Source organism: Streptomyces sp. NPDC031445, assembly GCF_055581365.1.
The window spans coordinates 1-22891 of sequence record NZ_JBVIJO010000025.1; the positions used below are offsets into that span (position 1 = coordinate 1).

Annotated in this window: 22 protein-coding genes; 9 read left to right on the forward strand and 13 right to left on the reverse strand. The window is 70.8% G+C overall.

The features are described 5' to 3' along the window. Positions 1-336 precede the first annotated feature (336 nt). The 3 genes from ACZ5DC_RS38525 (at position 337) to ACZ5DC_RS38535 (ending at position 2683) form a co-directional block, all read left to right on the forward strand. Complete coding sequence (locus ACZ5DC_RS38525) at positions 337-903, forward strand: type 1 glutamine amidotransferase domain-containing protein (RefSeq protein ID WP_468660805.1); 567 nt, start codon at positions 337-339, stop codon at positions 901-903. 101 nt (positions 904-1004) lie between these two features. Then, a complete protein-coding gene (locus ACZ5DC_RS38530) occupies positions 1005-1511 on the forward strand; it encodes a hypothetical protein (protein WP_468660807.1) in 507 nt (168 codons plus the stop codon). Continuing rightward, positions 1508-2683, forward strand: coding sequence for a zinc-dependent alcohol dehydrogenase (locus tag ACZ5DC_RS38535; RefSeq protein WP_468660809.1), 1176 nt, complete (start codon positions 1508-1510; stop codon positions 2681-2683). The genes ACZ5DC_RS38530 and ACZ5DC_RS38535 overlap by 4 nt, the downstream gene beginning before the upstream one ends. A gap of 441 nt (positions 2684-3124) precedes the next feature. Here ACZ5DC_RS38535 and ACZ5DC_RS38540 read toward each other — a convergent pair whose 3' ends face one another. Both ACZ5DC_RS38540 and ACZ5DC_RS38545 read right to left on the reverse strand, forming a co-directional pair. Further along, on the reverse strand, positions 3125-3958 hold the full coding sequence (locus tag ACZ5DC_RS38540) for an aldo/keto reductase (RefSeq protein WP_468660811.1): 834 nt from the start codon (positions 3956-3958) through the stop codon (positions 3125-3127). 113 nt (positions 3959-4071) lie between these two features. Next, positions 4072-5172: an NAD(P)/FAD-dependent oxidoreductase gene (locus ACZ5DC_RS38545; protein ID WP_468660813.1), complete on the reverse strand. Its 1101-nt coding sequence runs from the start codon at positions 5170-5172 to the stop codon at positions 4072-4074. 958 nt (positions 5173-6130) lie between these two features. Between ACZ5DC_RS38545 and ACZ5DC_RS38550 the strand changes: the two genes are divergently transcribed. Next, positions 6131-6298: a hypothetical protein gene (locus tag ACZ5DC_RS38550; protein ID WP_468660815.1), complete on the forward strand. Its 168-nt coding sequence runs from the start codon at positions 6131-6133 to the stop codon at positions 6296-6298. A 430-nt stretch (positions 6299-6728) separates the two neighbouring features. Continuing rightward, positions 6729-7472, forward strand: a complete 744-nt coding sequence (locus tag ACZ5DC_RS38555; protein ID WP_468660817.1) for an SDR family NAD(P)-dependent oxidoreductase — start codon at positions 6729-6731, stop codon at positions 7470-7472. Between the two features lie 370 nt (positions 7473-7842). On the opposite strand, the gene ACZ5DC_RS38560 is transcribed toward ACZ5DC_RS38555, so the two are convergent. Next, entirely contained in the window at positions 7843-8409 is a 567-nt protein-coding gene (locus ACZ5DC_RS38560; protein ID WP_468660819.1) for a hypothetical protein, read from the reverse strand. A 1113-nt stretch (positions 8410-9522) separates the two neighbouring features. Next, positions 9523-9954, reverse strand: a complete 432-nt coding sequence (locus tag ACZ5DC_RS38565) for a P-loop NTPase (protein WP_468660821.1) — start codon at positions 9952-9954, stop codon at positions 9523-9525. A gap of 148 nt (positions 9955-10102) precedes the next feature. On the opposite strand from ACZ5DC_RS38565, the gene ACZ5DC_RS38570 reads away from it, so the two are divergent. Next, positions 10103-10666 (forward strand): TetR/AcrR family transcriptional regulator, encoded by a 564-nt coding sequence (locus ACZ5DC_RS38570; RefSeq protein ID WP_468660822.1) that lies wholly within the window; start codon positions 10103-10105, stop codon positions 10664-10666. Between the two features lie 134 nt (positions 10667-10800). Further along, a complete protein-coding gene (locus ACZ5DC_RS38575; protein ID WP_468660824.1) occupies positions 10801-11856 on the forward strand; it encodes a medium chain dehydrogenase/reductase family protein in 1056 nt (351 codons plus the stop codon). 65 nt (positions 11857-11921) lie between these two features. Here the strand turns inward: ACZ5DC_RS38575 and ACZ5DC_RS38580 are convergent, their stop codons facing one another. Both ACZ5DC_RS38580 and ACZ5DC_RS38585 read right to left on the reverse strand, forming a co-directional pair. Further along, positions 11922-12044: a hypothetical protein gene (locus tag ACZ5DC_RS38580; protein WP_468660826.1), complete on the reverse strand. Its 123-nt coding sequence runs from the start codon at positions 12042-12044 to the stop codon at positions 11922-11924. Between the two features lie 1144 nt (positions 12045-13188). After that, positions 13189-13776, reverse strand: coding sequence for a VanZ family protein (locus ACZ5DC_RS38585; protein ID WP_468660828.1), 588 nt, complete (start codon positions 13774-13776; stop codon positions 13189-13191). A 149-nt stretch (positions 13777-13925) separates the two neighbouring features. On the opposite strand from ACZ5DC_RS38585, the gene ACZ5DC_RS38590 reads away from it, so the two are divergent. Then, complete coding sequence (locus ACZ5DC_RS38590; protein WP_468660830.1) at positions 13926-15128, forward strand: sensor histidine kinase; 1203 nt, start codon at positions 13926-13928, stop codon at positions 15126-15128. 8 nt (positions 15129-15136) lie between these two features. Beyond that, positions 15137-15775: a response regulator gene (locus ACZ5DC_RS38595; RefSeq protein WP_468660879.1), complete on the forward strand. Its 639-nt coding sequence runs from the start codon at positions 15137-15139 to the stop codon at positions 15773-15775. 721 nt (positions 15776-16496) lie between these two features. On the opposite strand, the gene ACZ5DC_RS38600 is transcribed toward ACZ5DC_RS38595, so the two are convergent. From ACZ5DC_RS38600 to ACZ5DC_RS38630, 7 genes are all read right to left on the reverse strand, one after another. Next, entirely contained in the window at positions 16497-17057 is a 561-nt protein-coding gene (locus ACZ5DC_RS38600; protein ID WP_468660832.1) for a hypothetical protein, read from the reverse strand. 61 nt (positions 17058-17118) lie between these two features. Next, entirely contained in the window at positions 17119-17703 is a 585-nt protein-coding gene (locus ACZ5DC_RS38605) for an SRPBCC family protein (RefSeq protein WP_468660834.1), read from the reverse strand. 78 nt (positions 17704-17781) lie between these two features. Further along, on the reverse strand, positions 17782-19137 hold the full coding sequence (locus ACZ5DC_RS38610; protein ID WP_468660836.1) for a carotenoid oxygenase family protein: 1356 nt from the start codon (positions 19135-19137) through the stop codon (positions 17782-17784). Positions 19138-19189: 52 nt separating this feature from the next. After that, positions 19190-19630, reverse strand: a complete 441-nt coding sequence (locus ACZ5DC_RS38615) for an SRPBCC family protein (protein WP_468660838.1) — start codon at positions 19628-19630, stop codon at positions 19190-19192. Positions 19631-19676: 46 nt separating this feature from the next. Further along, positions 19677-21125 carry a DHA2 family efflux MFS transporter permease subunit gene (locus ACZ5DC_RS38620; protein ID WP_468660840.1) on the reverse strand — a complete coding sequence of 483 codons (1449 nt, stop codon included), beginning with the start codon at positions 21123-21125 and terminating at the stop codon, positions 19677-19679. Between the two features lie 97 nt (positions 21126-21222). After that, complete coding sequence (locus ACZ5DC_RS38625) at positions 21223-21789, reverse strand: TetR/AcrR family transcriptional regulator (protein WP_468660842.1); 567 nt, start codon at positions 21787-21789, stop codon at positions 21223-21225. 48 nt (positions 21790-21837) lie between these two features. Further along, positions 21838-22356: a hypothetical protein gene (locus tag ACZ5DC_RS38630; protein ID WP_468660844.1), complete on the reverse strand. Its 519-nt coding sequence runs from the start codon at positions 22354-22356 to the stop codon at positions 21838-21840. Positions 22357-22891: the final 535 nt, after the last annotated feature.

Sequence of the window (22891 nt, forward strand, 5' to 3'; positions counted from 1 at the left end):
CGCCTACGAGCACTTCGACGCCCGTGACGAGGGCTGGACCAAGGTCGTCCTGCACCCCGACGGACACGGCAACGGCCACAAGAAGTAGGGAGTCCCGGGCCGCCGCCCGCCTCCTCTCCCAGGACCGGGCCGGCCGGCGAACGGTGTCCGGCCCCGGCAGAGCGGACGGCGGACCCGATTGACACGCGCGTACGCGGCGGACCGGATCCGCATCCGCTTCTGAAGTCAAGCCATGGCTGCGCTGGTGATGGCACTCATCAAGCCCCTGGCGCGCGTCACGTCCCCGCTGCGAGATGGCGGCAGCCCTCACCAGCCACTCACTGAAGGGATGAGTACATGACACACGAACTCCGCGGTCGGAAGATCGCGATCCTGGCGGCCGACGGCGTCGAGCGCGTCGAGCTCGATCAGCCGCGTGGCGCTCTGCACGGCGCCGGGGCGAAGACAGAGGTCCTCTCCATCCATCCCGGCGAAATCCAGGCCCGCCAGTGGGACCTGAACTCCGCGGGGACCTTCCCCGTCGACCGGCTCGTCTCGGACGCCTCCGCCGACGACTACGACGCCCTGCTGCTGCCCGGCGGCACGATGAACCCCGACCAGCTCCGTGTCGACAAGGACGCCGTCGGCTTCGTCAAGGCCTTCGTGAACTCGGGCAAGCCCGTGGCCACGCTCTGCCACGGCCCGTGGACCCTGGTGGAGGCCGATGTCGTACGCGGACGCCGCCTCACCTCGTGGCCGAGCGTCCGCACGGATCTGCGGAACGCGGGAGCCGAGGTCGTCGACGAGGAGGTCGTCATCGACGGCCAGTTCACCTCGAGCCGGTCGCCCGCGGACCTGCCGGCCTTCTGCGCCGCCATCGTCGAGCAGTTCGCCCATGCCGGCCGCCCGGTATCCGGCGCCTAGCCGGGCAACGAGAGCCGCGCCCCTAGCGCCCGCAGGAGGTTCCGAGGACCCATGCGACCGCGGGCGGCCTGGGACATCGCCGTTCAGAAGGGAACGAAGTCGTGAAGAAGCCCACAGCAGGCGGCGCGGTCTCCAACGTGGTCAGCATGGGATCCGAGGCCCTGGGGGCCGCGGTCTCAGTGGCCCGCCGCGCCGGCGAAGCCATCCGGTCGGGAGCCTCCCACACCGGGGAGACCGAGCCGCGGTGGCACGTGATGACGGTGTGCGCGTCCGCCGAGGAGGTGGCGCCCGGCGGGAAGCTGCCGGAGCCGCTCGCCCGACTCGGCGACACCATCGACACCCAGCTGCGCCCCGCCCCCGGGGAACGCGGGACGGAACTGGCCTGCCGGCTGCACGACCAGGAGCACGCCGGGCCGCGCGACACCGCCGAGCCGGTCACCGGACACGCCACGGTCCAGGAGCTGCGGACCGCGCTGCGGCAGGCGAAGGCGCTGGTCGAGACGGGAGAGATCCTCCTCCCCGACCGGCCGTCGACCAACCGGCCCACGCTCACCGGGCGCCCGCTGGACAAGTTGATCGAAAAGGCGCAAGGGGAGGGACGGCTGTGAAGGCACTGACCTGGCAGGGCACCAACGACCTGTCCGTCGAGCAGACACCCGACCCCGCGATCCGCAACGAGCAGGACGCGATCGTCAAAGTGTCGCAGACCGTGACCTGCGGCTCAGACCTGCACCTGCTGGGCGGGTACATCCCGTTCATGCGGGCCGGCGACATCCTCGGCCACGAATTCATCGGCGAGGTCGTCGAGACCGGACCGCAGGTGAAGCGGCACAAGGCGGGCGATCGCGTGGTGGTCTGCTCCTTCATCTCCTGCGGCCGCTGCTGGTACTGCAGGCAGGGCCTCTTCTCCCTCTGCGACAACGGCAACACCAATCCCGGCATCACCGAGCACCTCTGGGGTTCCGCCCCGGGCGGCTGCTACGGCTACTCCCATGCCCTGGGCGGCTTCGCCGGCAGCCATGCCGAGTACATTCGCGTCCCGTTCGCGGACCAGGGGGCCTTCCCGGTGCCGGACGCCCTGGACGACACCACGGTGCTGTTCGCATCCGACTCGGCGCCCACCGGCTGGATGGGTGCCGACCTCGGCGGGGTGAAGCCGGGCGACGTGGTCGCCGTGTGGGGGTGCGGAGCGGTCGGCCAGATGGCTGCGCGGGCGGCGCTGCTGCTGGGCGCCGACCGGGTCATCGCCATCGACCGCTTCGAGTACCGTCTGGACATGACCCGCCGGCACGTCGGCGCGGAAACCCTGAACTACGAGCAGACCGACATCGACGCCGAGCTGCGCGAGATGAGCGGCGGCCGCGGCCCGGACGTGTGCATCGAGGCCGTCGGCATGGAAGCCCACAGCTCCGGAGCCCAGCAGCTCTACGACCAGACCAAACAGCAGCTGCGCCTGCAGACCGACCGGCCCGCCGCCGTACGCCAGGCCATCCAGGCGTGTCGCAAGGGCGGCAGCGTGTTCATCCTCGGCGTCTTCGCGGGCTTCGTCGACAAGTTCCCGCTGGGGGCGGTGATGAACAAGGGCCTGACCCTGCGCAGCGCCCAGCAGCACGGCCACCGCTACATCCCCATGCTCCTGGAGCGCATGGAAAGGGGTGAGCTGAACACGGCCCACCTGGCTACCCACATCATGTCCCTCGACGACGGGCCCAAGGGATACCACCTCTTCAAGGAGAAGCTCGACGGATGCGTACGAGCCGTTTTCCAACCCGGCCGGTGACGCGGGATCCCGGCACAGGATCGTCGCAGGGAAACGCCAGGGTGCCGCGGGTAGCAGGCCTGCGGCACCCGTGACCAGCACCCGGGCTGCGTGCGGAGGCCGAGACCGCCGTGGGGTCCTGGGTCAGGAACGTGCCGAGCATCCGCACCGCGCCCCACCGCACCGCCCACCCCAGCCTCGTGGCCCGACGGCGCCTGGCAGGGGGATACGGAGGGCCGCAGAGCCCGCTGACCAGTCAGAGCATCCAGCGGACCGGAGGCAAGATCGTCCCGCTACCGCTGATTTCTCGTCAGGTCACTCCCCGCGCCAGGCCGCCCCGGGCGGGCGGGCGGCGACGGCTCGTGGGCGTATCTCAGGGCGTCCATCCATCCCTTCCGTCACCGGTGATGTCCGGCCACACCCGGTTCCGGGCAGAGCCCGGTCGGGCGCGCTGCGGCGGTGTCACAGCATCTCCAGCGGCCGTTTGCTCCCCGGCGGCGGGAACGCCTGGTCCAGGGTCGCGAGGTCCTCGGCGGTCAGGTCCACCTCCAGAGCCGCTCTGTTCTCCTCGACGTGCGCGCGGGAGGACGCCTTCGGGATGGCGATGACGTCCTCGTGCCGCAGGACCCAGGCCAGGGCGATCTGCGCGGGCGTCGCACCGTGGGCGGCTGCCACGCCCCGCAGCGCCCTGTGGCCGAGCAGACGGCCCTGCTCGACCGGCGAGTACGCCATGAGGGGGATCGACAGCTCACGGCACCTGGGCAGCAGACTGTACTCAGGCCCTCGACGGCTGAGGTTGTACAACACCTGGTCGGTCTGCGGCCCGGCTCCGGGCGGCAGGTCCGCGAGATCATCCACGTCCAGGTTGCTCACCCCCCAGGAGCGGATGGCACCCTCCCGCACCAGGGACTCGAACGCTACGACCGTCTCCTCCAGCGGCACGGCTCCACGCCAGTGCAGCAGGTACAGATCGATCCGGTCCGTGCGCAGACGGCGCAGGCTTCCCCGGCATGCCTCGGCCACTCCACCGGCGTCCGCGTGGTAGGGGAGCACCTTGCTGACCAGGAAGACCTCGTCCCGCCGCCCGGCCACCGCCTCGGCCACCACTTCCTCCGCCGCGCCGTCCCCGTACATCTCCGCGGTGTCCACGAGGGTCATCCCCAGGTCCAGCCCGGCGCGCAGGGCCGACACCTCGGCCGCGCGGCGCCCGGGATCCTCCCCCATCCCCCAGGTGCCCTGACCGAGCGCCGGGACCGCAACCCCGCAAGGAAGGACGACTGTCCGCGGATCCGCCATGGCTTTCTCCTCGATGCAACGGTGCCGATGTAACGGTGACCAAGACTGCCCACCACCCACTGCACCACCTCGACCCGGCCCGGGCGACCGCCAGCGACCGACTGTCGGGGCGTTCAGCGGGGCCGGCCGAGTGTTGCCGCTGGACGCAGGTTCTCCTCGAGTTCTTCGGCCATGGCCGCCCCGGCCAATGCCCGTCCCAGCCGAGGTGCCTGTTTGAACAGGTTGTGCCCGGCGGCGAAGAAGATCCCGTCGGCTTCCCAGACCGCCATGCCGTCTTCGTTCCACGGCAGGCTGGTCACCCAGCAGTGCAGGTACTCGACGGGCTCGGGGTCGAGGCCGGGCAATGCGCGCGAGACGTACGCACGGGCGCGGTCGTTGAGCGCCACCAGTGCCCCGGGGTCCGCGAAGCTGCTGTCCTCCCGTACCTCGACCGTTTCGCTGAGGCCCACCGCATATCGGCTGTTGCCGGGGTAGGGGGTTGCGTACACGCCGACCTCGCCGAAGTCGCCGCTGCTGTCCTGCAGGCAGGCCACGCGTTCCGGGGGCGCTTCCCTGACCTGGAAGGTGAGGCGGACGTGGGCCGCCGGCCGGATGGGCAGCGAAAGCCCCACGGTGCGCGCCAGCCGTGCCGTGCCCAGGCCCGCGCACACCACGGCCGTCGCATACTCCTCTCGGCCGACGGCGCTGAGCACCTCCACCGTGCCGCGGCCCGTCGGATGCAGCGAGATGACCTCGTCGGTGACGACAGAGTCACCCAGCGCGTCGGCCAGCCTCTCGACCGCCCCACGGGTGCGGATCGCGCCACCGTCCTCATCGAGCATCGCGGGACCGCGGTAGTCGGCGAGCAGCGGCATGCGGGCGTGAAGCTCGGCGCTGTCCACGGTCCGGGCCGGTATGCCGCCGGCATCCTGCAGAATGCGCAGTCTCTCAGGAACGGGACCGCCCAGGGCGACCACTCCGTCACGGGAGATCATTTCGGCGCCCAACCGGTCGGCCCACTCGTTCCAGACCGCGCGGCCCTGCCGGGTGAATTCGACCAGGCGGGCGTCGTCGTGCGCGTGGCGGAAGATGCGGGACTGGCCACCGGACTGCCCGTGGCCCGGAACGCCGCTTTCGTAGACCCGCGCCGTCGTTCCGCGTTCGGCCAGTGCATAGGCGGTGCAGAGGCCGACGATGCCGGCTCCTACCACGGCCACCTCGGGAATCCGGTCCATTCGATCGCCTCACTTCGCGTCCCGAGCTCTCCCCCTGCCGAGCAGGGACTGAGTTCATCTGTCGCCGCCGCGAACTGGCGGGTGGGTGACTTGACCCGGTGGGCGGCATTGTCAGGCGCTACGTGACGCGACGGCGGAACCGGGTCTCCTTCAGACTCACACCGGTCCGAAATATGTCAACCGGCCACCCCGGGACGACGACCGTGACCGACCGGCGGAGAGCCGTCCGGTCAGGGCATGGGAGGAGGTTTCCGAGCAGTACATCGGCCGGCTGGCGATTCCGTGGCTGTCCAGACCAGCGGGCAGCAGGAGTTCCGCTCGGTGCGTACCTGCGCCGCCGGTACGGTCACCTGGTCGTGTCCACTACGGACAGCCCCAGCCGATAGAACGCCATGCAGTGCGCCGGCCACTTGCTCACCGGGCCGGGCCGCGCCAGCGCCGCCGGGACAGTCGGTTCTGCCGCGGACACGCCCCGACGAGCTGATCGGCTTCTCACCGGTCTGGCGAGGCCGAACCGGTCCTGCCGGCAGACCCGGGACTCGGCGGCTTGCCCGTCCTGATGAACGACTTCGCCCGGCCGGTGACCGGCGTGCAGGCCCCCTCGCGCACGGTAGGGGGCGTATGGCTGGCAGGTGCCGGCCCGCGCCCACCGCCGACCGGACATGGTTCTCGTCGTCCTGGACCAGGGGACACCGAAGGGGGTGCCGTCCTGCGATGGCGAACCGGAATCGGCCGGCAGGGCGATGCGGACGGTTACGTTCGCCGACCGGCTCCCGCCAGACCTCGAAGCACTGCGCGACGGCCACCATGATCTCCGACCCGTTCCGCCCCGCCCGCCCGGCATCCGCGGCCCGCCCCACCGGCAGCACCCGCTGGGAACTCCGCACCACCGCCCCGACCAGGTCGCCGACGACGCACATCCATCAGCACCGGGCCGAACGCGTGCTTGCGGGTGGTGATGACCAGCTCGCTGACCCCCAGCAGCCTCCACAACCCGGCCATGTCCGCACGGGTCCGCCTCTACGGCGCGTCCCGCGCGCGTGCCTTCGACGACGCGGCCATCAAGGCGCAGGCTCGCGAAGCGCCTCGCCGCGTAACCTCCGCCCGGACCGTGGACACCGTGTGATATCCCCGCCCGGGACGTCGCGCCGCGTCCTCGTCACCTGAGACTTGGCCGGCCTGGCATGCGGCGCGGCGGCCGTGCGGGCTGGGCCTCGCGCGCGTCCGACGACCGGGGTGACGGATTCCCCGGCGGCAGCCAGCGTGAACCGAGGGTACGGAACAACGGGGCGTGCCGAGGCGCACGCAGGCCAGGCCACCCGGACGACGCCGAGCGGCGACACCCGTACGACCTCGGGCATGTCACCCGGACAGACCACGGCAGCCGCCACGGCCGGACTTCGAGCGTGCTCCAATCCGTAGAGTTCCGGTCACGGACTTCCGCCCACCGGTACGCCCTGCCACCGAGGACCACGGTCGCGGGCGGCGGCCGTGAACGCGGCGGTGAGTACGACCGTTGACCCGGCCAGGCCGGTTCTCAGGACAGAGGTGATCCGATGAAGGTGCTGGTGACCGGCGGGACGAGCGGACTCGGACTCGCCATGGCCTCCGCCCTGGCCGCAGCGGGAGCCTCCGTCGCGCTGACCGGGCGGTCCGGCGAGCGTGCGAAGTCCGTCGCCGCGGGCCTGCCGGGGGCGACCGGCGTGGAAATGGACGTGCGCGACGAGTCGTCGGTGGCCAGGGCCGTCGACCGGGTGTGGTCGCGGCTCGGCGGCATCGACATGCTGGTGAACAACGCCGGCATCGGCATGCTCACGGTCAACCCTCGCTTCATGACACAGCCGCAGGGCTTCTGGGAGGTGCCGTCCGACGCCTTCCGCGCGGTGATCGACACCAACCTGACCGGCTACTTCCTGGTCGCCCGCGAGATCACGCCACGGATGCTGGCTTCCGGCGGTGGCCGCATCGTCAACATTTCGATCAACCACTCAACCATGCGACGCGCCGGCTTCGTTCCCTACGGGCCGTCACGTGCCGGCAGCGAGGCGCTGTCCCGCGTCATGGCGGCCGACCTGCGGGGCACGGGCGTCACCGTCAACCTGCTGCTGCCCGGAGGCGCGACGGTCACCGGGATGCTGCCCCAGGACGTCGCCCCCGAGGGCCACGGGTTCCTGAGCCCCGCGGTGATGGGCCCGCCCATCGTCTGGCTGGCCTCCGACGACGCAGCCGGCGTGCACGACGAGCGCATCGTCGCCGCCGAGTTCGGACAATGGCTGCGGGACTGGGAGAGCCGACGGTGAGGGCGTGAGCGTGTCGGGCTCTGTTGCGGTGCGGGTGGGTAGCGGACGTACGCGGTGGTGGCCGTAGGTCTCGGTATCACCGCCGGTTCATTGCGGTGATGTTGGTGCGCGAGGACAGGGCCCGGGCTGTGCTCGAAGGCCGTGACGGCAGTGTGAGCGCGGCCTGGGAGCTGGGCCCGGTTGCCAGCGGGTAATGCCCGGCCGCTCCCGGCCGGGCAGGGGTGATACGGCCGCCCGGCTGGTCTGTGAGGGTACGGTCGGTCAATGTGGTGCGAGGTTGCCGCGAGGATGCGATCCGTTCGGTCGGAGGCGCGCGAGCGGTTCGCGCATCTGCTCCTCGCCCTCACCGCCCGGGCGGGAAGGCGGAGGGTCAACCGGTGGCCTTCGGGCGCTCGGCCGAGTGGTGTACCTGACCGCCGGTCGCGCCCGGGTTCCCGTAGATTTCCTGCCGCCAGAGCGCGTCGCTCAGCCGGGCGATGCCCCCGGTCAGGTGTCTGCGGTAGGTACTGAACGGCAGCCCCAGCCGTGCGGCGACGGCCTGCTGGGTGGGCGTGCCCTTGGTGAGGTAGGTCTGGGACACCGCGCGGTAGTGCTTCTCTCCGCCCGGTTCCGTGCGCAGGCCCTCGACCGCGTCCGCGAGGATCTGCGGCAGCGTGCGATCCGACTCCGCTGTCAGCCTGCTGCGCGTGAGCGGATTGGAGGACAGTTCCCGTGGCCTGGAGAAACTGCGGAGGGCGTCGCGCAGTGCGGCGTCGAATTCGGGGCGCGACAGGACGGTGAACTCCGTGCGCGGCTGGGCCTGTTCGCTGTCCGCTTCCGTGGTGGGCGGGCCGCCCCGGGTGGGGGACAGCATCAGCCGGGTCTTCTCCTCGGCCCAGGCGCACACCGGCTGGATCCGCCAGTCGATGGCGAACAGCGTGTAGGTCAGGGTGCCCACCCCGGGGCCGCTCCGCGATGGGACGCAGGCCGAGACTGGTCATGTACGGGGTCCAGAACGTTCCCTCCCGTACGACGATGTACATCCATGCCACCCTGCCCTCGGTCTTCGCCACCTCCGCCAGCGTCCGCCACTGGTGCAGGTTCTCGACCGGGGAGATCCTCGGGTACTTCGGAGACGTCACCGAGAAGCGGGCTACCGCGATGTGTTCGCCGTCGCGGACGGGCTGGGTGGCCCGGGCGTGGTTCCATGCAGCCTCGGCCACCGGGTCGGGGAACGCGTCCGGGACCTCGGTGAGCCGCAGCCAGGCGGAGAAGCCCACCGCCTTGTTCTCCCGCGCGGTGCGGCATACCCGGAACGCATCCGGACGGCGTTCCAGCCATGCCCGCGCGAGAACCGCGGACTCGCTGCCCTCGACCTCGGTCGCCAGTGCTTCGATCCTGTGCCGGTCGTCGGCCTCATACGGTGTCAGCCGGACCTCACCCGTTCCCCGCCAGGTGTTGAAGTCCGACATGCACCGGTCGTCGCGGTGCAGGAACAGGAAGGAACGTACGGCGGACAGCGTGCCGTTCACGGGCGAGGTGCGGATCTGCTCGAAGAGATGGCGGCCGAGCAGGCCGTTCAGTTCCGCGTAGCCGTCCGGGTCGCGCCAGCGCATGTCCTCCTCGAGAGCCTGGCGGACCACGTCGTGCGGGAACAGGCCGTCCAGCGTGGTCTCGATGAAGGGCAGTTCACACAGCCAGGCGAACGACGCGGTCGCGTCATCCCCCAAGGCGGCCCGCGACAGCGTCTCAGTGGTGACATGGGCGCGGGCACACACTTCCAGCGCCCGCCGGTGCAGCGGTGAGGGCACCTCACCGACCAGCCGGGCGAACAGAGTGCCGACAACGTCCAGGCTGGGCTTCCAGCGAGTGGTGCGTTCCGTGTCCCGGACCGCCAGGGCGGCGGCCAGGGCCAGGGCCAGGGCCAGCGGATGCCCCCCGTGAACGCCAGGAGCTCCGCCTGACTGTCCCGGGGCACTCCGCAGGCGCGCAGCAGAGAGGTGGCCTCGTCGGGTAACAGATTGCGCAGTGCCATGGGGTGGAGCAGGTCCGTCCACCCCGGGTCGGAGGTCTAGTCGGCATCCGGTGCCTGCCGCCCCGCGATCACCACCACCACGCCGTCCGGCAACCGTGGCAGGAACCTCTCACGCAGCCATCCTTCCAGGCGCTGGCAGCGTTCGAAGGTGTCGATGATCAGGACCGTGTCGTCCCTCGTGAAGGCCGCCTCGGCCTCCCGTTCGAACGTCTCCGGCGTCGGCGGAGCGATGCGGCCGTCGATCTCCAGCACCGGCCGGCCGGCCGCCCGTGCCTCGGCCGCGAGGCGACGCAGCAGCATCGATTTGCCGATACCACCGGGCCCGAGCACGAAGATCACGGCGGGCGCGTTGTCGCCACCGGCCAGCGCGGCGCGAAAAACGGCGAGTTCGGCTGTGCGCCCGGTGAACACCCGGTCGCGTCCGCGCTGGAGACGGCTCGCCATGACATTGGGAGCGCCGCCGGTCACGTGGAACTCCTCCTGCGCTGAACGACCTGACGATTCCGAGTGTGTGATTAGCCAAACACTATCGCCTGATGGCGTCAACCTGCACTGCGGGGTGCTTTTCTCGTTCCTGTCGCTTGACGCTCTGGCACATGAGTGGTTGAGTACTTACATGAAGACGGAACGCCGCCAGCTGTCAACAGCGGAAGAGCGCAGAGAGACGGTGCTGCGCACGGCCATCGGAGCGTTCGCGGCCCGAGGGTATTTCGGGACCACGACCACGGACGTGGCCAAGGCTGCGGGCATCTCGCAGGCATACGTCTACCGCCTCTTCCCGAACAAGGAGGCGCTGTTCACCGCGGTCGTCGACCATTGCTTCATTCGAGTCCGTTCGGCTCTTGAGGCCGGCGCGGCGAGCGCGCGAAGTGGTGATCCCGAGACGGTTCTCGCCTCCATGGGGGACGCCTATGCCCGCTTGATCGTTGACAACGACCTGATGCTGGTCCAGTTGCACGCCCAGGCGGCCGCCGTTTCGGAGCCGGCGGTCAGGGAGGCGGTGCGGAGGGGATACGCCCGCACCGTCGAATACGTTCGGAGCGCCTCCGGGGGGAGCGATGAGCAGGTCCAGGAGTTCTTCGCCATCGGCATGCTCTGTCACCTGCTGGTTTCGATCGACGCCGAGGCGGTCTCGGCGCCCTGGACCCGTACCCTGACCGCCGGGATCACGCACTTCTGACCTCCCGTCCATGGGCGGCCCCGCACGCGAGTTCGGCAGGCCGCCTTTTTTCGGGCCTGCTAAATGAGTGGTTAATCACTCATGGTAATGGCTCTGATGCACAGCACGTCTCACACCTGACAAGGAGCATCTCCATGACCGACTTCCGCACCAGCGCCCCCGTCGGCTTGGCCACCGTCATCGAAGCGGTGCTGCCCGGCATCGTTGACCCGGACGGCATCCAGGTCCGCACCCGTCCCGCCCGCCCGGCCGGCCCCGGACAGGTCGTCCTGGCGATGGAGGCCGCCGGGATCTCGTTCGCCGAGCAGCAGATGCGCCGCGGCAAGTACTACGACCAGCCGCCGTTCCCCTTCGTCCCCGGCTACGACCTCGTCGGTCGGGCCGTCGACGTGGGCGAGGGCGTCCCCGGCGAACTGCTGGGCCGGCGCTTCGCGGTTCTGACCAAGACCGGTGCGTGGGCGAGCCATGTCACCGTCGGAGCGGGCGACCTGAGCGCGGTGCCCGAATCCGTCGAATCCGCCGAGGCGGAGACTTTCGTGGTCAACGGCATCACCGCCTGGCAGATGCTCCACCGTCTCGCGAAGGTCCGTCCCGGCGACACGGTCCTCGTGCACGGTGCGAACGGCGGCGTCGGCTCCACGCTGGTCCAACTCGCCCGCATAGCCGGAGCCCGGGTCATCGGCACCGCCTCGGCCAAGCATCACGACGCCGTCCGGGCGCTGGGTGCGGTCCCCGTCGACTACCGTGCCCCCGACTTGGAAAGCCGACTGCGCGGCCACGCTCCGCAGGGCTACGACGCGGTGTTCGACCACGTCGGCGGTGAGGGCATCCTCGTCTCCTATCGCCTGCTCGCCGCCAAGGGCACGCTCGTCTCCTACGGAACCGCCTCGACCCGCGATGTACAGGGCTCGTCCAAGGCGCCGGTTCTCAAGCTGTTCACCCGCCTGATGCTCTGGAACGCGCTGCCCAACGGCAAGGGCGCCCACTTCTACAACATCTGGGCCGGGCACCGTCGGCTCGATGCCTTCCGCGCCAGGCTGCACGCCGATCTGGCCCAGGTCTTCGCCCTCCTCGCCGACGGTCGACTGGTTCCCCAGGTCGCTGCGCGGGTCCCGCTCACGGATGTCGCAAAAGCCGTACGGCTCGCGGAATCCGGCACCGTGGTCGGCAAGGTCGTCCTGGTTCCGTAGACACACGAGCCCTGCCTGCCGCCCCCGTTCCCCGCCGTCCGCGTGGGTAACGGGGCACGGGCCGTTCAGCCGGCGACGCCGCGCGCGACCAGGGCACGCTTGAGCGCACGGATCGCGTAGTAGGCGCGCGACCTCACCGTTTTGGGTGGGATGCCCAGAAACTCCGACATGCGGTGTTCGTCGATCACCAGGTTCCGCAGGACACGGAACAACCACGGCCGGATCCCGTCCGCGCAGAGGATGAGCGAGGGGCCGGGGGTCAGGTGCGTAGGGCGGTCTCCTGTACCAGGTCCTGGGCGCGGTGCCAGTCGTCGTCCAGACGGCGGGCCGCGCAGGCGAGCAGAGTCGTCCCGTGCTCCGCTTGCAGTTCGCGGACGAATCGCTTCGTGTCCGAGTGCTCCCGGCGGTCGCCGCCGGGTGGGTCGGAAGTGGCTGCCGGATGCTGTCAGCCATGAAGCCGGCGACGTGGCGGCTTTGCTGTGATCAGCCTGAGGCATCCGTTGTCCCACGTGTGACGCTCACCGCGCACCAGGGATGGCTGGAACGCTGAAACGGAGACTCACCTGCGGAGATGCCCATGGCGTGGGACGCCGGTACAGGACGTGGAACCGCCTGCTCGGCCCCGGTCGGCCTCTTGCCCGGCAGGGACGGCGCAGGACACGACGACGGGAGCCGGAACCACCCTCACCCCCTGTCGTCCACCGGTCTGCTGCCGACGATCCACGGCTATCGAGCTGGCTGGGCAACAGTGAGCACCGTACGAACTGTTCTCTGAGCAATGCACTCCGTCAGGCTGCTCACGTCAGTAGCGCTTCGACGCTTTCCGAGTTGGCCAAGGAGCTGTAGGACCATGAGAACACTGTCTCGAGCTGGGATCGCACTCGGCGCCGCATTGCCGGCGACGACCGCGGTGCCGCGCAGGGCGACGACCGGGGCACCTGCGTGAGCCACCAGGGTTGGGGGGAGCTGTGCCCGAAGTTCAAGAACAACGGCTACAGCATCTCCTACTACAAGGCATGGAACCCGGGGAACCAGGTGGACACCCTCGATTTCAACCTGGACTGTGCCAACGGGTGCTGGTTCGGTGACGAAGGTGCCTTCACGCAGTGGTCACAGACCTGGCGGAGCTACACCTTCGCCATCGGCAACCTTTACGGACTCAACTCGGTCCTTCCGATAAAGGAATGGGCGGCCCGCCACGTGAGCAGCGGGCAGCACAAGGGCACGGCTCGGCAACCGCAGGACGGTGTGCGGCCGGAGGGAGGTGCTCTGGCCGGTGCTGCCATGCCCGTCATGGACAGGCGGCTGGCACGTTCTCCGCCGTCCAACCGATCATGCGACCGCCGTCGCGACCGGCCGGCCCGCGGTGGAGCGGGGCAGCGCGTAGCCCTGAAGCAGCTCACGTGACGAGGGCCGGGTGAGAGCGAGGCGCACGAGGAGGTAGCCGAAGAGCCCGCCCAGCGTGTTGGCGAGCAGGTCGTTGACGTCGACGGCGCGGCCGTTGTTGAAGCACACGTACGACAGCAGTTGCGCCAACTCGATGCACAGGCTCGCCAGCGCGCTCGCCCCGACGGCCCGGGCCGTGCCGTTCACCTGCGTGAGGAGGGGCAGCAGGATGCCGAGCGGCACGAACATCAGGATGTTCGGCACCGCGGTCACGTCGGCGGTGACCAGCGGCACGAAGTTGATCTGGTTCCACCACGGCATCTGATTGGCGTACTTGCCCCAGGTCACCTCCAGGGGGAAGACCGTGATCGACAGCACGGCCGCGGCGTAGAGGAACGTGACGCTCCGCAGCACCGCGTGCCGGCCCGTCCAGCCCGGCCGCGCGTGGCGGTGGCGCACGGCGGCCACAGCGAGGAAGACGGCGAGGGCGGGCCCCAGGACGTACGTCGCTTCGATGGTCAGGGTCACGTTCATGTGTCAGTTGCTCCGAATGTCGACGGGGATCGGTGACAACCCTCCTGGACGCGGCCACTGTGCGGATCCGGCGAAAGACAGGTCCCCCGGGCTGCCCCTACGACTTTCGGCAGAGGGATGGGCGGGCCGGTTGTCTTACCCTTCACCACATGTCCTACCGCCGGCCTCGGCCGCCCACCCTCGTGCGCCGTGCTCCCGTACTGCGGTGGTCCGCCCTGCTCCTTCTCGCGGCAGCCGCCGCACCGCTCGACCTGCGGTGGGGAACCTTCCGCCAGCCGGTCACGGGCCCGTTGCTGGGTGTTTCGGCGCTGACATCGGCGCTCGCCCTGCTCGCTCTGCCCTGGACCACGCGGCGCGGGGCGAGTCCCCAGGTCACGGCCTGCGCGGGCCTCGCAGCCGCCGCGGCGTCGCTGGCCTGCACCACGACGATGCATGTGCGCGCGGGCCACGGTGCGTCCACGGCGTACTGCGCCTTCGAACCGGTCGCGCTGCTGATCGTCCTGGCGCTCACGGCCCGGCGCGGTGCGGCCGCCCCCGCTGCGGTGGGGACGGTGGCGTTGATCGCCGCCGTGGTGTCGCGCCCCCTCGCGGTGGAGGTCCGGGAGGGCAGCGTCATCGTCGCCTTCGTCTCCACCTTGGTCGCCGTAGCGGTGGCGGGCGCCGCGGTAACCGCCCGGCTCGTCGTGGCCGACCGGCGGCAACGGGAGTACCGCGTCCGCCTCGAGCAACGTGTGCGGCTGGCCAGGGACCTCCATGACTACGTCGCCCATCATGTGACGGGCATCGTCGTCCAGGCCCAGGGCGCTGCCGCCGTCGCCGACAAGCGGCCCGACCTGGTGCCGGCCGCCCTGCGCCGCATCGAGGACACTGGTGCCGAGGCGCTCGTGTCCTTGCGCCGCATGGTCGGTGCGCTGAGGGCGGATGATCCCGGCGCTCCGCTCACCCCGCCGGGCGGCATGGCCGCCGTACGGGCACTGGTGGCGGACTTCGACACCGGTGGCGTGTCCGTGCGACTCGTCGAGGACGGACCCACCGAGCGGCTTCCGACGGACGCGGCCGACATCGTCCACCGCGTGGTGATGGAAGCCCTGACCAACATCCGCAAGCACGCTCCCGCCTGCCGCACGGTGACCGTGCGCATACAGGTCGAACAGCGGCACGTGGTCGTCTCGGTCCACAACGACGGAGTGCTCAGGCCCGCGGCCCTGCCCGGCTACGGCCTCACGGGTCTGCAGGAGAGGCTGACCAGCGCGGGGGGCGGCCTGCGCGCCGGCACGGCCGGCGACGGCGTCTGGCAGGTCCGGGCTCGCCTGCCGCTGCTCGCCGCGCTCTCCCGGACGGAGACCGCGTGATCCGGACCATGATCGTCGACGATCAGGCCATCGTGCGCACCGGCATGGCCATGATCCTGTCCGTCGAGGAGGACATCAGCGTCGTCGCCGAGGCGGAAGACGGCGTCCAGGCCGTCGACCTGGCCGCGCGCCACCGGCCCGACGTCATCCTCATGGACGTCCGCATGCCCCGTCTCGACGGCCTCGACGCTCTGCGCGCCCTGAACCGGCCCGGCATGCCCCATATGCCGAGAGTCGTGATGGTGACGACGTTCGACGACGACGAATACGTGACCCGGGCCTTGAGTTCCGGCGCCTGCGGTTTCATCCTCAAGGACTCCGGCCCCCGCCTCCTGGTCGAGGCGGTCCGCGCCGCGGCGGTCGGCGACTCGCTCATCAGCCCCGCCATCACCGTCCGCCTGCTGCAGCGGATGCTTCGGACGCCCCCCGCACGGGGGGCGGACACAGACCTGTCGTCGCGCGAGTTCGACGTCGTCCGCTTGGTGGCTCAGGGGCTGACCAACGCCGAGATCGCCAGCACCCTCTGCATCACCGTGGGCACCGTGAAGACGCACCTGACCAACATCCATGCCAAGTTGTCGACCCGCAACCGTGTGGAGATCGCCGTGTGGGCCTGGCGGAACGGCTACGCCCACACGAAGACGTGACGGCAGCGGTGCGGCGGCATCTCCCTTCCCGGCAGAGCCTGGCGAATCGTCCGCGGCCAGTGCGGAGCACGACGTTCGTGGGACGGTCCGAGCCGGTGGGCCGTTTCCGCGCCGGCCTGAACGCCGCCGCTGACGGCCCGGGGCCTGGGCCGGAGCGGGACCACCGTGCTTCCCTCGAACGGGATGCCGGACCGCTCACGGGCGGCCACGAAGCCGTTTGGGCCTCGTGGCAGCGCCCCGGAGTCAGCCAGTTCCGTCACCCGCACCTTCTGCTGCTGGCGGTGTTCCGGACCCTGCGGACGGAGCTTCCCCGCCTTCTCGACGAGTTGGCCGGCATGGGTTTCCAGCCGGGCAGCCTGCTGGAGGGTGCGCACCGTTCCGGGTTCTCCGGCGGGCCACGCACGGGGGACGAGCGGTTCACGATGATGGGCGTGCGCCGCCCTCCTTTCGAGGCCGCCCTCGACGCGCTCGTCCGCCGGCCGACGGCACGCGTCACCGTGCGCCGCCGTACGCGCGTCATCGCACTGCTGGCCGGGCCGGACCGGGTGCCTCGGCGACCGCACGTCGTGGGCGTGCTCATGGAGGGCGGCGAGGCCGTACTCGCGGACCTCGTCGTCGACGCCGCGGGCCGCGACTCGCCCGTGGGACGCATGCTGCGCGACCTGGGCGCACCGGGCCCCGTGGAGGAGCACGACGAGTCGGGTTTCCTGACGTGGACCCGCTATGTCCGAGCCGCGCCGGGGGCGGAGTCCGAGGTGCCGCTGTGGCCCAGTGCGTCCGGTTCGGCGAGGCCACCGAAAGCACTCCGGGTCCGATCCGTCGGCACTTCGGAGTCTGGGACCGGCACCGGCTCGCGGGGATAGACCAGCTGATGCGTCAGCCTGCCGCCTGTTACGAACCCAGCGATCCGCACTGGGAGTTCATGCGCGCACTGGGCACCGAGAAGTTGCGCGGCCCCGGCATCCTGCGCGTGGCCGCAGCCGGCGCCGCCCTGCCAACCATGCCGCAGGCGGCACTCGGCGGTCCAGCCGACGAGTCCGGCGATGATCCAGCCGGTCCAGTGGTCGGCATCGGCGGCGAGCCAGAGTCCGCCGGCCAGGGTCAGGCGTGCCCAGGTGCCGAACGCGGTCGACCGTTCGAGGGTCGTGATGCCTTCGCGGGCGGAGGTAAGCGCGCGGGCGCGGCGGAGCCGCAGGACGCCGCTCCAGTCCAGGGAGAGGCTGGCGACCATTGAGAGGGCGGCCAGGACCTGGATCGTGAGGAGCGCGTTGTCGAGCGACATGGCGGGCCTCTCCGGCGTGGGTGCCTCCGGAGCCGGTGACTGCTCCGGAGGCTGCAGGGGGTTACTTGGCGGCCTGGGCCTCGGCCTCGTGCTTGAGGTTGTTGACCCAGTTGTGGAGGGAGTTGTCGAGGGCGGCCTGCAGGGCGGCCTGGTTGGCTTCGACGGGGGCGCCGGTCCAGGACTCCTCGGTGTGGACGAGGACGCCGTGGGTGGTGGGGGTGAAGGTCCACACGTGGACGGCGGTGATGCCCTGGGCGGGGCCGCCCCAGGCCAGGCGCTTGCCGGGGTCGACCTGGCGGACGGTGGAGGTGATGTTGAGGCCCTCGGTGGTCCAGCGGAAGACGGAGCCGGGGCGGAGGCGTCCGGGGGAGTCCTTGACGACCGAGACGACGTTGGGCTGCCAGGCGGGCCAGTTCTCGACGTCGGTCTGGATCTTCCAGATGGTGTGCAGGGGGGCGTGGATGAGGATGTTCTCGCGGGTGATGACGGGGGCGTTGTGGTCGATCTCGACGTCGCCGGTGTGGGCGATCAGAGCCTGGGTGGGGGCGGCCGGCCTGTCGTCGCCGAGGGCGTAGGCGGTGCCGGTGGCGAGGAGGAGGACGCCGGTGGTGGCGGCGAGGAACTTGGTGGCGGTGAGGATGCGCATGGTCAGGTCCTTGCGTGGAGGCGGGTTGGATGGGGGCTTGCCTGCGGCGGGGCGGGTCAGCCCCGCCGCAGGGGTGGGTCAGTTGTGGGGCGCGTCGTCGGGGATCCAGGAGCCGTGGATGCCGCCGGTGACACGGCGCGGGAGGTGGACGGTGGCGATCCGGTCGAGGCCGGAGGCGTCTACGACCAGGAGCTGGGAGGCGTCCTGCTTGAGGTCGGAGACGACGGTGAGCAGGTAGCCGTCGTCCTCGCGGGTGGCGCCTGCGGCGGGGACGAAGACGGCTTCGCTGGGCAGCCGGGCGTCGCCGACCTGGTGGATGCGGCGGACGCCGGTGGTGCGGTCGTACTTGACGACGCCGTAGCCGCCGAAGCCTTCCTGGTCGGGGAAGGAGACCGCGTACTGGTAGCGGTGCTCGGCTCCGAGGAAGTCGTCGTTGAGAGTCGGGAATTCGACGGCGAGGTCGTCGATGATCTGCTCGTCGACGCTGCCTGTGTCAAGGTCGATGACCCAGCGGCGGGTGTAGGAGCGGGTGTTGGGCTCGGTGCCGCGGCCGGGTGCGCCGACCCACCAGTTCCAGGAGAGCTGGAAGCCTTCCCGGTCGACGGTGGGGCCCTCCAGGACGATCCGGCCCTGTGCGTCCTCGTAGGCGTTGGCGGCGTGGAGCATGTTGCCCGGCTCGATCGAGAACCAGCGGATCTTCCCGGCGCCCTCTTCGCCGCGGGGCATGACGCCGATCCGGGCCGGCTGGTCGTCGTTCCAGCCGTAGGGGATGCCGGAGTGCTCGTTGGGGTCGAAGGTGACGGTGCCCTCGACGAAGACCACATGGTGGCGGGTGATCGCGAAGTCGTGCTTGAGGGAGGCGGTCGCGCCGGGGATCTCTGCGCTGTGCGTGATCTGCCCCGTGGCGTCGGCCACGTAGTAGATCAGGTAGGGCGGGAACGGGGAGGAGCCGAAGAAGTGCAGTTCCCCGGTGACCGGGTCGGTCTTCGGGTGCGCGGTCATGGCGCTGCGCAGCTTGCCGTCGAAGTCGAAGGCGCCGACGGTGTCCAGTTCGGGGGTGAGTTCGAAGGGGAAGTTCGCCTCGCACAGGGCGAGCAGGCGGCCGGCGTGCTCGATGACGTGGGTGCCGGCGGTGCTGGCGGTCAGATCGGGCCCGTGGTCGGTCATGTAGGGGGCGCCGTCGAGGGCGGGGGTGCGGACCCAGCGGTTGCGGTACCACTCGGCGCGGCCTTCGCGCAGCCGGATGCCGTGGACCATGCCGCTGCCCTTGAACCAGTGGCTGGGGGTGACGCCCGGCTTGGGGTTGTGGCTGTTGCGGATCAGGCGACCGGTCAGCTCCGGCGGGAGGGAGCCCTCGACGGTCAGTTCGGTGGCGGTGATCTCGTCGACGGCGGGCGTGTAGTGGCCGGTGAGGTACGGCTTGTCGGCGGTCATGGCAGGAACCTCGCTTCGTGGATGCGGTGCGGGCAGGATCGTGAGGGGCACGTCAGTCACCCTGCTCTGCGCGGGACTTGAGGCTGGCGAGCCAGGTGGTCAGGGAATGCTGCAGGGCCTCGCCGAGCTGTTCGGAGGCGGCGTCGACGGGGGCGCCGCTCCAGGACTCCTCGGTGTGGACGGTGACCTGGCTGCCGGTCTGCTCGAACGTCCACACGTGGACGCCCTCGATGCCGTTGGCGGGGCCACCCCAGACCAGGCGCTGTCCGGGGACGATCTCGCGGACGGTGGAGGTGATGTCCAGGCCGTGGGTCTTCCAGTGGAAGGAGTTGCCGGGCAGGAGGGGGCCGTCGAGCTCGGCCTGGTCGACGTCCGCGTTCCACTCGGCCCAGGCGTCGATGTCGGTGTGCAGGGCCCAGATGCGCTCCAGGGGGGCGTCGATGACGGTGGACAGGCGGACGATCACGGGGGCGGTCTCGTCGATGGTGAACATGGCGGTGGTTCCTCTCGGGTGATGTGGTGGCAGGTGTTTGATGTGCTCAGTGGTGTGCTGCGGACTGTCGGGCGGGTCGGTCTGCCGGCGGGGCGGCGGGAGTGCGTTGGCGGGAAAGCCCGAGTGCGAGGGCGGCGGTGGCGGCCAGGACCGCGGAGCCGATGGCGAAGGCGGTGTGGTAGCCCGCGGTCAGCGCTTCCAGTCGCGGTCGGTGGGTGGCCGCGTGGGTGGTGGCGGTGCCGGCGAGGGTGGCCAGGACGGCCAGGCCGATGGCGCCGCCGACCTGGCGGGTGGTGTTGACCAGGCCGCCGGCCAGTCCTGCGTCCTGGGCGGGGACGCCCTCGACTGACAGGGCGGTCAGCTGGACGAAGGCGATGCTCAGGCCGAGGCCGATCAGGATGCTGGGGCCCAGGACGTCGACGGCGTAGCTGCCGTGGGCGCTGAGCCGGGACAGCCACAGCAGTCCGGCGGCCTCGGTCAGCAGCGCGCCGGTGATCGTGACGGCGGTGCCGATGCGGCGGGAGATCCGTGGCGCGAGGGTGGAGCCAAGCATGTTGGCGAAGGCGAGGGGGAGTTGGCCGAGCCCTGTGGTCAGCGGGCTGTCGCCGAGGACCTGCTGCTGGTAGAGCGGGAGGAAGAAGAACAGGGCGATCCACACCGATCCCAGCAGCGCCATCAGCGCGTTGCCGGTGGCGACCCGACCCGTCTGGAACAGGCGGGGCGGCAGCAGCGGGTGCGGGTGGCGGCGCTCGACCAGGACGAACGCGGTCAGCAGTGCGGCGGTGACGGCGAAGCTCCCCAGGACGGACGGATCACTCCACCCGGTCCGGCGCGCGGTCGTCAGACCCCACACCAGCGCGGTGAGGGCGAGAGTCACGGTGGCGGTGCCGAGCATGTCGAAGCGTCCGCTCACCTGGGCGGGAGCCCTTGGCACGCTGGCGATCGCGGCGGCCAGGACGAGGGTGGCGCCGATCGCGACCGTGTAGAAGATCCACGGCCAGCCCCACGCCTGGGTGAGCACGCCGCCGAGGAGGACCCCGGCCGCACCGCCTGCTCCGGACACCGCCCCCCACACGCCCAGGGCTTTCCCGCGCCCGGAGCCCGGAGGGGACACTTCCATCACCAGGGCCAGCGCCGCGGGGGCGATCGCCGCCGCCCCCAGGCCCTGCACCGCCCGCGCTGCGATCAGCGCTGCGGACGAGGAGGCGAGCCCCGCGGCCAGCGACGACGCGGCGAAGACCCCAAGGCCCACCAGCAGGATCCGCCGCCGGCCCAGCAGGTCCGCCGCCCGGCCGCCGGCCAGCAGCAGGGCCCCGAAAGCCAGGCCGTAGGCATTGACCACCCAGGTGGTGGCGCTGTCCGACAGGCCCACGCCCGACCGGATCTGCGGCAGTGCCACGTTCACGATCGAGGTGGCCAGCATGACGGTGAACTGCGCCCCGGCCAGCGCCGCGAGAGCGGCTCCGGGACTGCGGGTGGTGCCGGGGGTCTTCACGAGAACACTCCTTGTGTGGTTAATCACTCACATCAGATGGCCTGGAAAGGCGGGGCTGGGTGCCCCGCCGAGGGTCGGGCCGCGTGGTCGCGTCGGCTCAGTAGTGCCTGATGCCGGCCGACAGTGTCCGGGTCCAGGGGGCGTCCACCTCTTCGGCCCCCATGGAGACGATGAGATGGCACAGCATGCCCAGCGCGAAGAACTCCTGGATCTGCTGTTCCGTGCCGCCGGAGGCGCCGCGGACGTACTCCACCAGCCGGGCGTAACCCTGCCGCACGGCCTCGCGCACGGCCGGTTCGGATACTGCCGCCGCCTGGGCGTGGAGCTGGATCAGCATCAGGTCGTTATCGCTGATCAGGCGGGCGTACGCCTCGCCCATGGCCTTGAGGACCACCTGCGAGGAGCTGCCCGTGGCCTCGGCCGCGGCCCGCTCCAGAGCGGCCCGCACCTGCACGAAGCAGTGCTCGACCACGGCCGTGAACAGCAGTTCCTTGCTCGGGAAGAGACGGAAGACGTACGCCTGCGAGATGCCCGCCGCCTTGGCCACCTCGGTCGTGGTGGTGCCCCAGTAGCCGCGGGCGGCGAAGGCGCCGATCGCGGTGCGCAGCACCGTCTCGCGGCGTTCCTCGGCGGTGGACAACTGGCGGGGTCGTTCGCTCTCCATGTGAGTAGTCAATCACTCATCCTTGAGGGGAGTCAACCCGTGGCAACATCAATCCGAAAGCGGTGCTGCTCGCGGTCGGGCAGTGCGCGCCGTGGGCCGGCGGGGCAGGATCGTCGGGGCTTGCAGCCGGTGGGGGTTCATGACTCGCATCCTGGCCCCCATCCGCTGTCCGCTTCCCAGCCCCGGGTGGTACCCGGCGCTGTCCACTGCTGGCCACCCGTCCGGAGCCTGAGCAGGGAAGGCCCGGTGCCGTGCCGCGGCTTCCTGCGTCGGCGCGCCCGAGAAGAACGCGGTCGCCAGGGCCTCCTGGCCCCGCACGCCGCGCGGGTCACCGGCGAGCGCCTCAACTGCCTCGCACAGCAGGTCCTTCAGACGCTGCACGGGATCGGCGCGGTCGGCCACCAGGCGGGTACGCAGCACGGCGCAGGCGGCGAACCCGCCGGGGTCGCGCCACAGGTGCAGGGCCTCGCGGACGGCTTGGTCGAACGCCGGGCGTGGCGTTCCCGACGGCCCGGACAGGGCTGGCATCTCGGTGGCGTCGATGAGGCGTCGGATCCCCTGTTCCACCGGGATCTTGCGTCAGTCGATGGTGAACAGCCCGTACTCGCGGCCGCCGACCTCGCAGCGGGGCCCCGGAGTCGGCCAGGACTCCCTGCAGCCGACAGGCGCCGGCAGGCGACGGCTGTGCGGGTCTGCCCGACGGGGCCGTGACGACCGGGCACCCGAGCGTGTAGACCACAGGACTCGCCGCTCCCTCCGCCGGGGCTGCCCGCGACGGACAACTTCCAGCACTGGCGGGGCCACCGCGCCACTGCACCCACTGCGGGTCGTCCAGGAGCGCATCGGGGTCCGCGACGCCGGCGCTTTCCAGGAACATCACCAGGTCATGGTCGCTGTAGGCGGTGCCGAGGAACTCGTCGTGGCCGTGGCGGTGCACGGTGGCTCTCCGGCCGCCCGAGGAGGAAGGCCGGTGCACGACGATCGGCGCCCGCATCACGCCTCCCAGGCTGCGCCGAGCCGGACGTGTGGGCGAGTCGGCCCGGGAACGGTCAGGGGCGCCGCCAGCGGTCAGAGGGCCTCGGTGCGTGAGTCGTACACGGCC